The organism is Nonomuraea sp. NPDC049400, assembly GCF_044466425.1.
Lineage (GTDB): Bacteria > Actinomycetota > Actinomycetes > Streptosporangiales > Streptosporangiaceae > Nonomuraea.
Genome location: NZ_JBITMP010000004.1, coordinates 416,845 through 427,511 on the forward strand (window position 1 = coordinate 416,845; position 10,667 = coordinate 427,511).

The following is a 10,667-nucleotide window of genomic DNA, read 5'->3' on the forward strand; positions in this document are numbered from 1 at the left end:
CAGCTCGGGCATACGCGTGATCCGTAAGGCCACGCTGCTCTTCGCGTTGCTCGCCCTCACCGTGGTGGCGACCGCGCCCGGCGCGGCTGCCACGAAGATCGAGAAGGCGAGCAGGCAGACTCTGTCCGTCTCGATCTCGTCGATCACGCCACAGGTGCCGACCGCGCGTACCGATGTGATCAAGTTCACCGGCACGCTCCGCAACGACGGCAGCGCGCCGATGACCGGCCTGAGCGTACGCCTGCGCTACTCGCCACAGAAGTTCACCGACCGCGCCACCATGGCCGCCTACCAGGGCGACCAGAACCCCGCGACACTTCCGGGCAGCGCCTCCCCCACCTCCCGCTACGACATCCCGGCGCTGGCCGCGGGCGCTCAGGTGCGCTGGGAGTTCACCGCGACGCCCATGCAGCTCACCTCCCCTGCGGTCCCCTCGTTCGGGGTCTACCCGGTGGCCGTGGAAGTGTCCCAGTACAACGTGGGCATCACCGCGCAGCGCACGTACGTCACCTACGCGCCGCCCACGGTGCCGAAGCTGCCGCGCAACAAGCTCGCCATCGCCCTGCCCGTCATCGACCAGCCGCACCGGGCGACCGACGGCCCCCAGTTCGTGGACGACAAGCTGAGCCAGTCGATCAGCGGCAAGGGACGACTCGCCGATCTGGCGGCCATCGCGCAGGCGGCGCCCAAGAACGTCACCTGGTTCGTCGAGCCGGGACTGCTCGACGATCTCACCGCGATGAAGGGGAAATACCAGGTCAAGACCAAGAAGGACGGCGTACAGGACAAGCCGGCCAGCGCCGAGGCCGCGAGCTGGCTGACGACCATGCGAACCGCGCTGGCCGCCTCTCCGGTGTTCGCGGTCCCGTACGCCGATCCTGACGTGGCCGCGCTCGCCCACCAGGGGCTGGACGCGCAGCCCGGCAAGGCGATCGCGCTGGGCAAGCAGAAGCTCGCGGCACAGCTCGGGCGCGAGGTCAAGACCAACGTCAACTGGCCGCCCGCGGGTCTGCTCGACGCCGACGCGCTCGACCTGCTCTCCGTCAGCACGGACAAGGTCGACAAGGTCCTGCTCAACCCCACCAACCTGCCGCCGCAGCCACCCGTGCCGTTCACGCCCGACGCCGCCGGCACGCTCGACTCGGTGAACGGGCCCGTCACCGCCCTGGTCGCCGACGCCGAGCTCAGCAAGCTGTTCGAGCCGACCGCCAGCACGTCGATGCTGCTCAGCACGCAACGCTTCATCGCCGAGACCGCGGTGATCGCCGCGGAGCCCGGCCAGACCTCGCCCAGGTCGATCGTCATCGCCCCGTCGCGCCGCTGGGACCCCAACCCGAAGCTCGTCACCGAGCTGATGAAGACCGCGGAGAAGCTGCCCTGGCTGCGGCTGACCCAGCTGGAGTCGCTCAAGCCGACCAGGCTGGCCGTCCCGCGCGCCGGGCTGACCTACACCGACCAGGACCGCAAGGAAGAGCTGAGCGCGAAATACCTCGCCCCGGTCCGGGACGTCACCTCGAAGGCGCAGCTCACCTCCCTGATCACGGCCGACAAGATCGCCTCCGGCTTCGACGCGGCGGTGCTCAGGCTGACCTCGTCGGCGTGGCGCAACAACACCCGGGTGGGCCGCTCGGTGACCAAGCTGGTCGACGCGGCGGTGACGGAGCGGATCGACAAGATCCAGATCACGGGAGCGGGTCCCGACCGGCCACGCACGCTGGCGGGCAGCAACGGCGTGGTGCCGATCAGCGTGAAGAACTCGCTGGGAGTCCCCATCGCCCTCTACATCGACGTCACGTCCAACAACCCCGAGCTGCTGCGGGTCACCTCGCCGAAGGAGCTGCTGAGGATCGGCGGCGGGCAGAGCGGCACGGTCCAGGTGGATATGAACGCCGCCGCCGGCGGCAGCGGTGACGCGACGGTGACCGTGCAGCTCAAGACCGCCGACGGGCAGCCGTACGGCAAGCCGCAGCGGCTGATCATCCGTACGACCGGCTACACCGGCATCGCCTCGGTGATCGTGGGTGCCGCACTGACCGTGATGCTCGCCGCCGCGGTGACGCGGGTGCTGCGGCGCAGGTCGGAGCGGAAGGTCGCGCGCGCAGCCAAGACCCGGGAGAGTGAGACCGTATGAGCCGCATGCTTCGGGCCGGCGCCATCATGGCGGCCGGCACGATGGTGTCCAGAGTCACGGGCTTCGTGCGGACCATGGTGCTGGCCTACGCCATCGGCACCAGGGCGCTGGGCGACTCCTACAACGCGGCGTACGCGATCCCGTACAGCATCCTCGACCTGCTGCTCCTCGGCGTGCTGAGCAGCGTTGTGGTCCCGATGATCGTCCGGGCGCAGCAGCACGACCCCGACGGTGGCCGGGCGTACGAGCAGCGGCTGCTGACGATCTCCGCGGTGGCGCTGATCGCGGTCGCGGTGGTGGCGGTGTTCGGCGCGCCGCTGCTGATCGACCTCTACACCGACTGGGACGCGGGCAGCGACAAATTCGAGGCCGCGGTCATGCTGGCCCGCTTCATCCTGCCGCAGCTCGCCTTCTTCGGCGTGGGCGCGGTGGCGGGCGCCATACTCAACACGCGCGACCGCTACGGTGCCCCCATGTGGGCGCCGGTGGTCAACAATTTGGTCGTCATCGGCGTGTTCCTGATCTACGTCATGGTCGGCGGCGCACGCGACATCGGTCAGGTCACCACCGGCGACCTGGTGCTGCTCGGCCTGGGCACCACGGCGGGCATCGTGGCACAGGCGGCCATCCTGATCGTCGCGCTCAAGCGGGTCGGGTTCGCCTTCGTGCCCCGCTTCGACGTGCGCAACGCCCGGCTGGGCGAGATGGGCAAGGCCGGTGTCTGGACGATCGGCTACGTGATCGTCACCCAGCTCGGCTTCATGCTGACCACCAACCTGGCCAGCGCGGCGGGCGACGTGGTGGACGGCCACGGCATCAGCTCGTACACGCTGGCGTTCCAGCTCTTCCAGCTCCCGTACGGCGTCATCGGCGTCTCGGTGATCACCGCCATGCTGCCCAGGATGAGCCGGGCCGTCGGCGAAGGGCGGCTCGACGACGTGCGCAGCGAGTTCGGCTCGAGCGTGCGGCTGATCTGCTCGCTCATGGTGCCGGTGTCGCTGCTGCTCATGGTGCTCGGGCCGGCGATCGCCGTGCCCATTTACGGCCACGGCGCCAACAGCGTCGCCGACGCCGTCTACATCGGCAACGTGCTGCAGGTGTACGGGCTCGCGCTGGTGCCGTTCGCGCTGTTCCAGCTGCTGCTGCGGGTCTTCTACAGCTTCGGCGACACCCGCACGCCGGTGTTCATCGGCGCCGGCACGACCGCGGTCAACGCGCTGCTCATGGTGGTGTTCAACGCGCTGCTGCCGGCCCGGTACGCCGTGATGGGGCTGGCGCTCGCGTACGCCATCGCGTACGCGCTGGGGGCGCTCGGGGCCTGGTGGCTGGCCAGCCGCCGGGTTCGCGGATTGGGCGGCTGGACCATCGGCATGGCGCTGACCAGGATGTACCTCGCGGCCATGCCCACCGCCGTGGTGGCGCTGGCGGCGGTCTGGGTGGCCACGGGGGTGTTCACCGGGCTAGGGTTCGTCAATTCCCTGATCGTGCTTGCTGTCGGGGGAGGCCTGGGATTGCTGCTCTATCTCGGCGTCGCCCACAGAATGCGCATCCCGGAGGTCAATTCCATCGTTGGGATGGTCGCGGGGCGGGTAGGTCGGTAAAGAACGCGGGCCGAATCCACTCGGCACTACCATGGTGCGCGACACGCGCGAATGGAAGCAGGAGGGGCGTGGGCGGATCCACCCGGCATAGCGTGCCTTCGTGGGACACCACCACGCAGGTGATTCGAGTCATGAGCACGCCTGATCGGCCAAGCGGAGTGAGCCTGTGAGCACGTCGGCCGTCGAACCCGGCACCCGTCTGGCAGAGCGCTTCCGGCTCGAGGACCGCGTCAGCGAGTCCGACGGCGCCACGTTGTGGAAGGCCATCGACGAGATACTCGCGCGTCCCGTGGCCGTCCACACGTTCTCGCCCGACTTCCCCCGCGTCCACGAGGTGGTCACCGCCGCCCGCGCCGCGAGCAGGCTGACCGACCCGCGCCTGACGCAGGTGTTCGACGCAGCGGAGGAGGACAAAGCCGCTTACGTCGTCAGCGAGTGGGTCACCGGCGAGTCGCTGACCGACCTGCTCGCCTCCGGCCCGCTGGAGCCCGAGCGGGCGGCCGGGCTGGTGGCCGAGGCCGCGGAGGCGCTCGCGCACGCCCACGAGGCGCGGCTCTACCACCTGTGCCTGCGCCCCTCCCACCTGGTGTGGACGACCGGCAACACGGTCAAGGTGCTCGGCGTGGCCGTCGACGCGGCGCTGTCCGGGCTCACCACCGACCAGCCGGCGCTCGACGACGCCGAGGGCCTCGGCCGGCTGCTGTACGCCGGGCTGACCGGCCACTGGCCGGGTGACGAGGAAGAGGGCGGGCTGCCCGCGGCCCCCATGACCGACGGCCACTTCTGCACGCCGCGCCAGGTCACCGCCGGCGTGCCGAGCTACCTCGACACGGTCACCGTACGCTCGTGCCTGCCCGAGGCCCGCAGGGGCCAGGGCGCGCTGGCCAGCCCGTCCGACGTGGCAGAGGCGCTGGCCGGGGTGGCCAGACCCATGCCCATCCCGATCGCCTACCCCTCCACGCCCGCGGTGGCCTCCGCCTCCCACACCGAGGGCCTGGACATCGCGCACCGCCAGCAGCTCACGGTCCCGCCGCTGCCGCCCACGCCGCGCCCCCCGCGCAGCGGCGGCGGCAGCACGCTCAACCGGGTGCTGATGACGCTGGTCGTGCTGCTCGTCATCGCGGCCGTCGGCGTCGGCGCCTGGACGATCGGCCGCAGCCTGGGCAGCCCGACCACGCCTGAGGCGAAAAACACCGGCCCCAGCGCCTCCACGTCGGCCTCGGCCGAGACCCAGGTCGTCAAGCCGAAGAGGGCGCAGGGGTTCGACCCGCTCGGCGACAAGGACGAGAAGTCCGACATGGCCGAGCTGGCCATCGACGGCAAGCCCAGCACCCTGTGGAAGACAGAGGGGTACACCAGCGCCGACCTAGGCAACCTCAAGGAGGGCGTCGGCCTGCTGCTCGACATGGGCAAGTCCATGCAGATCAGCGACGTGGTCGCTACGCTGGCTAATGCTCCGGGTGCGACGGTCGAGCTCAAGGTGGGCGACTCGCCGGAGCTCGGCTCGCTGAAGACGGTGGCCACCGAGAAGAACGCGGCAGGCAAGACCACGCTGACCCCTGATCAACCGGCAACGGGTCAGTACGTTTTGATCTGGTTTACTCGTGTTCCGGCGGATGCGGGCAACTTTCATGGCACCATCTATGAAGTAGTGGTGCACTCTCCCGGATCGGCATAATCAGGAATCCCTCTTGTGAACTCCCCACCCGAGACACCCTCAGCAGCGGAGCGGCCGGCGGTCACAGACGCCGAGCTGCTGACCGCGCATATCAACGGGGATCCACACGCCTTCAGCGAAATCGTCAAGAGGCATCGCGATCGCATGTGGGCGGTCGCCCTGCGTACGCTCGGTGACCCTGACGAGGCCGCCGACGCCGTGCAGGATGCCTTCGTCTCCGCGTACCGCAAGGCCGCCACGTTTCGCGGCGAGGCGGCCGTCACGACCTGGCTCCACCGGATCGTGGTCAACGCCTGCCTCGACAGGATGCGCCGCAAATCGGTCAGGCCCGTCGCGGACGACGAGCTCATCGAGGCCGCCGAGCGTGAAACCCCCCTGCCTGACCAGACCGTCGAGCGCGAGGTCTCGATGGAGGTTTCGGCCGCGCTCAAACTGCTGCCCAGCGACCAGCGGGCGGCGCTGGTGCTCGTCGACATGATGGGCTACTCGGTCGAAGACGCAGCTCAGGTGCTCCAAGTGCCGAGCGGCACGGTGAAGAGCAGGTGCGCGCGGGGGCGCGCGAAACTTGCCCCAATTCTTTCGCATCTGCGGAACCGATCGGACCTCAATCGCGTCTCATCCGCGAAGGGAGCAGAACTTCGTGACGGGTGATACGCACTACGATCTGGACATCCTGGCCGAGCTGGCCGAGGATCTCCTAGACGTCGACACGGCGCGCCAGGTCCGCGGGCATCTCGCGGTCTGCGACCCCTGTGGGGAGCTGCTGGCAGACCTGGCGGCGGTTCGCGAGGTGCTCGCGGCGACCCCCACACCGGCCATGCCGATGGGTGTCGCACTGCGCATCGACAAGGCCTTGGCCGCCGAGGCGGAGTCCCGGCGGGGAGGTGTCGGCCTCGCGGAAGCACCTGACTGGGACGAGCTCATGCGGGACGCCCCGTGGGAGCAGCCGGTCGAGGTGGCCGCGGAAGAAGCCCCCCAGCCGGTACGCCTCGGCGTCGTCTCCGACGACGGCACGATCGTCCCGGCCAAGCGCAGAGCCTCGCGGCGGCGCCGGTGGGCGATGCCCGCGATCGCGGCAGCCGCGGCAGCCGCCGTGGTGGGCACGATCGTGACCTCGACCAGCCTGCTCGTGAGCAGCAGCGGCGGTGGCGCCAAGGTTCAGACCGGTGGCGTCGAGGCCAAGCCCGCGCCTTCGTCTGCGCCCTCGACTCCGTCGAAGGTCGGACAGCGGGCCAAGTCCTACGCGCTGACCGACAGCGGCCACAACTACAGCGACCAGGACCTGCGCCAGCCGCTCGAAGGCATGTTCGGCTTCCAGCGCATGGTGCTGGACGGCTCCGACGACGCCGGCAAGGTCGACAAGTGCGTGAGCCGGGTGGCGAGCCGGTCGAAGCTGCCGACGTACGCGGTCGACCAGGGCCAGTACAACGGACAGGAGGCCCTCGTCGTGGCGTCCTGGAAGGACAAGGCCACCAAGAAGCTGCGCATCGACATCGTTGACCCGTTCAACTGCAAGAACCTCCGTAAGCCCGCCCTGGGCCACTGGTAGCAACGTGCGCTTTTGAGAAGATTCATGGTGAAAGAGCCCGCATTCTGGCGGGCTCTTTCGCTGTGTAGGGGCGTTGTGTGTAGGGCAGGGAATCACGGCGGCCTAGGATCTGTTGACGCCGGTGCAACAGCAGACGAGGAAGGCGTGGAGCGTTGAGCGACGTTCGTAACGTGATCATTATTGGATCCGGCCCAGCTGGCTACACCGCGGCCGTCTACTCCGCGCGCGCCGAGCTCAAGCCGCTGGTCTTCGAGGGCTCCGTCACAGCCGGCGGCGCACTCATGAACACCACCGACGTGGAGAACTTCCCCGGTTTCCCCGACGGCATCATGGGCCCCGATCTCATGGACAACCTGCGCAAGCAGGCCGAGCGGTTCGGCGCCGAGCTGGTGGCCGACGACGTGGTCGAGGTGGACCTGGAGGCCAACCCCAAGGTCGTCAAGACCCACACCGACACCTACTACGCCAAGTCCGTCATCCTGGCGATGGGGTCCGGTTACCGGGAGCTCGGCCTGGAGAACGAAAAGCGCCTGTCGGGGCACGGCGTGTCCTGGTGTGCGACCTGTGACGGCTTCTTCTTCCGCAACAAGGACATCGTGGTCGTCGGCGGCGGCGACACGGCGATGGAGGAGGCCACGTTCCTCACCAGGTTCGGCCGCATGGTGACCGTAGTGCACCGCCGCGACTCGCTGCGCGCCAGCAAGATCATGCAGGAGCGGGCGTTCGCGAACGAGAAGATCCGCTTCGTCTGGGACTCCGAGGTTGTCGACGTGCTCGGCGACACCCACGTCGAGGCCGTGAAGCTGCGCAACGTCAAGACGGGCGAGGAATGCGAGCTGGCCACTGACGCGTTGTTCCTGGCTATCGGGCACGATCCGCGTACCGAGCTGGTCAAGGGGCAGATCGATCTCGACGAGAACGGCTACATCAAGGTGGCCGCGCCGTCCACTGCGACCAACATCGACGGCGTGTTCGCCGCGGGAGACGTCGTCGACCACACCTACCGCCAGGCCATCACCGCGGCCGGCACCGGCTGCTCGGCCTCGCTCGACTCCGAGCGCTGGCTGGCCAACACCGAGAAGTGATTAAGGAGCGCACCGTGAAGGCTGTCACCGACGCCTCTTTCGAAGCTGACGTCCTCAAGAGCGACAAGCCCGTGCTGGTCGATTTCTGGGCCGAGTGGTGCGGCCCCTGCCGTCAGGTCGCGCCCATCCTCCAGGAGATCGCCAACGAGCACGGCGACAAGTTGGAGATCGTCAAGCTCAACATCGACGAGAACCCGGAGGTTCCGCGCCAGTACGGTGTGCTCCAGATCCCGACGATGAACGTCTACAAGAACGGAGAGGTCGTGAAGCAGATCATCGGCGCCAAGCCGAAGGCCATGCTGCTTCGCGAGCTCGACGGCATCATCTAGTCCGCTCTCCCGCGGCGCGCGCCCGGCCCCCTGCCCATGGCGGGGGGCTTTCGCGTTGTACGGCGCTGAGAAGTCGTCAGACGGGACGTAGCGCGCGTTCGGGACTCATGGAGCCCAGGAGGCGTTCCAAGGCCACCTCGACGTCCTCACGCCACGAGACGGCGGTCTTGAGCTCCAGCCGGAGTCGCGGAAAACGCAAATGCGGACGAACCGTCTTAAACCCCACAGAAAGCAAGTATTCAGCTGGAACTACGCAACTAGGCTCTTCCCACTTGAGGTCGCCAAAAGCTTCAATGGCTTTCACCCCGCGCCTGGTCAAGTCTTTGGCCACGCCCTGGATCAGCATTCGCCCCAGCCCGCCACCCGAGAACTCCGGAATGATGTGCGCCGTCATGAGCAGCACCGCGTCGGCGCTGACCGGAGAGGTGGGGAAGGCCACGGAACGAGGGCTGTAGAGCGGCGGGCTGTAGAGCACGAACCCGGCGGGCACCCCGTCGACGTACACGATTTTCCCGCAGCTGCCCCATTCGAGCAGCGTGCCGGAGATCCAGGCTTCCTTCTCCAGCCCCGGATCGCCTGACTCCACCGCCCGCTCCCCGCTGACCGGATCGAGCTCCCAGAACACGCACCGGCGGCAGCGCCGCGGCAGATCATCAAGATTGTCCAGGGTTATGTTGACCAGCCGGCGCGACAACTACGGCCCCCTGTCGTTGACCCGGAAAAGCGCGCGAAAACCGCGTCCACAGGTGGCATCGTAGCCCAGTGAAGATGCAGCCAGCGGACACCACGACGGTCGAGCCCGTCACGGGCGACATGTCCGGTTAGCGTAATCTGGTATTTCAGTCCGATATGACACCTAGGAGGTGGGCCGTGACAGGAGAGCTGGATCACGGTCAGGCACCCGCGACTCAAGGGTCGCGCATCGACGCTTACGTCGATCGGTACGCCGCGCGAGCTACCGGGATGGTCGCCTCCGAGATCCGAGCTCTTTTCGCCGTCGCGTCGAGGCCCGAGGTGGTCTCGCTCGCCGGCGGCATGCCGTACGTCACGGCTCTTCCCCTCGACATGGTCGGCGAGCTGGTCTCCGAGCTCGTCACCAGGCGCGGCCCCGTCGCGCTCCAGTACGGCTCGGGCCAGGGCGACCCGCATCTGCGCGAGCAGATCTGCGAGGTCATGCGGCTGGAGGGGATCAACGCCGGGGCGAACGACGTGGTCGTCACCGTCGGTTCGCAGCAGGCCCTCGACCTGATCACGCGCATCTTCATCGACCCGGGCGACGTGGTGCTCGCCGAGGGTCCCTCGTACGTGGGCGCGCTAGGTACGTTCGCCGCCTACCAGGCCAAAATCGTTCATATCGCCATGGACGATCAGGGCATCGTGCCCGAGTCGCTCGCCCAGACCATCTACGCCCTGGAGACGGCCGGCGCGCCCATCAAGTTCCTCTACACGATCCCGACCTTCCACAACCCGGGCGGCGTCACCCTGAACATCGCCCGCCGGCAGCAGGTGCTCGACATCTGCCAGCGGGCCGGGGTTCTGATCATCGAGGACAACCCGTACGGACTGCTCGGGTTCGACGGGGAGCCCATGCGGGCCCTGCGGGCCGACAATCCGGACGGCGTGGTCTACCTGGGGTCGTTCTCCAAGACCCTCGCCCCCGGCTTCCGCGTCGGCTGGGCGCTGGCCCCGCACGCCATCCGCGACAAGCTCGTGCTGGCCATGGAGTCGGCCGTGCTCTCGCACTCCTCGTTCACTCAGCTGGCCGTGGGCCAGTACCTCGCCACGCAGCCGTGGCAGGAGCAGATCAAGGCGTTCAGGGAGCTCTACCGCGAGCGCCGCGACGCGCTCCTGGACGCGCTCGACTCCCTGATGCCCCCCGAGGTGACGTGGACCCGTCCCGCCGGCGGCTTCTTCGTCTGGGCGACCCTCCCCGAAGGGCTCGACTCGAAGGCCATCCTGCCGCGGGCGGTGGCCGAGCGGGTGGCGTTCGTGCCGGGGACCGGGTTCTACTCGGACGGGAGCGGCGCCCGGCACATGCGGCTCTCGTACTGCTACCCCGAGCCTGACCGGATCAGGGAAGGGGTGCGGCGGCTGGCCGTGGTGATCGAGCAGGAGATGCAACTCCGGGACACGTTCGGCACCGGCTCGGTCCGCGACCACCAGGGCGTCGACACCCCCGGCCCGGACCTGGCCTAGTCCCAATGCCGTTTAGTTTGGCTTCACGCTGGTTTGTCAAGGTTCATCGGGCATGTGGATGTTGATGCTGATGGTGGCCTTGTAGCTGGTTCGGTCGA

9 protein-coding genes are annotated in these 10,667 nt (G+C 68.3%); 8 read left to right on the forward strand and 1 reads right to left on the reverse strand.

The features are described from left to right. Positions 1–16: 16 nt before the first annotated feature. The 7 genes from ACIBVN_RS08035 (at position 17) to trxA (ending at position 8,373) form a co-directional block, all read left to right on the forward strand. Positions 17–2,131: a DUF6049 family protein gene (locus ACIBVN_RS08035; protein WP_397133883.1), complete on the forward strand. Its 2,115-nt coding sequence runs from the start codon at positions 17–19 to the stop codon at positions 2,129–2,131. Then, positions 2,128–3,732, forward strand: a complete 1,605-nt coding sequence (murJ, locus tag ACIBVN_RS08040; protein WP_397133885.1) for a murein biosynthesis integral membrane protein MurJ — start codon at positions 2,128–2,130, stop codon at positions 3,730–3,732. The genes ACIBVN_RS08035 and murJ overlap by 4 nt, the downstream gene beginning before the upstream one ends. Positions 3,733–3,898: 166 nt before the next feature. Next, positions 3,899–5,410 carry a protein kinase family protein gene (locus tag ACIBVN_RS08045; protein WP_397133887.1) on the forward strand — a complete coding sequence of 504 codons (1,512 nt, stop codon included), beginning with the start codon at positions 3,899–3,901 and terminating at the stop codon, positions 5,408–5,410. Between the two features lie 15 nt (positions 5,411–5,425). Next, the gene (sigM, locus tag ACIBVN_RS08050) at positions 5,426–6,061 is read left to right on the forward strand and encodes an RNA polymerase sigma factor SigM (RefSeq protein ID WP_185069557.1); all 636 of its coding nucleotides are present in this window, start codon (positions 5,426–5,428) and stop codon (positions 6,059–6,061) included. Continuing rightward, positions 6,051–6,959, forward strand: a complete 909-nt coding sequence (locus tag ACIBVN_RS08055; RefSeq protein WP_397133889.1) for an anti-sigma factor family protein — start codon at positions 6,051–6,053, stop codon at positions 6,957–6,959. Before sigM ends, ACIBVN_RS08055 begins: the two co-directional genes overlap by 11 nt. A gap of 152 nt (positions 6,960–7,111) precedes the next feature. Continuing rightward, positions 7,112–8,044 carry a thioredoxin-disulfide reductase gene (trxB, locus tag ACIBVN_RS08060; RefSeq protein WP_397133891.1) on the forward strand — a complete coding sequence of 311 codons (933 nt, stop codon included), beginning with the start codon at positions 7,112–7,114 and terminating at the stop codon, positions 8,042–8,044. Between the two features lie 14 nt (positions 8,045–8,058). After that, the gene (gene trxA, locus ACIBVN_RS08065; protein ID WP_397133893.1) at positions 8,059–8,373 is read left to right on the forward strand and encodes a thioredoxin; all 315 of its coding nucleotides are present in this window, start codon (positions 8,059–8,061) and stop codon (positions 8,371–8,373) included. A 76-nt stretch (positions 8,374–8,449) separates the two neighbouring features. On the opposite strand, the gene ACIBVN_RS08070 is transcribed toward trxA, so the two are convergent. Next, positions 8,450–9,067, reverse strand: a complete 618-nt coding sequence (locus ACIBVN_RS08070; RefSeq protein WP_349447684.1) for a GNAT family N-acetyltransferase — start codon at positions 9,065–9,067, stop codon at positions 8,450–8,452. A 155-nt stretch (positions 9,068–9,222) separates the two neighbouring features. On the opposite strand from ACIBVN_RS08070, the gene ACIBVN_RS08075 reads away from it, so the two are divergent. Then, the gene (locus tag ACIBVN_RS08075; RefSeq protein ID WP_397133895.1) at positions 9,223–10,569 is read left to right on the forward strand and encodes a PLP-dependent aminotransferase family protein; all 1,347 of its coding nucleotides are present in this window, start codon (positions 9,223–9,225) and stop codon (positions 10,567–10,569) included. The last annotated feature ends 98 nt before the right edge of the window (positions 10,570–10,667 follow it).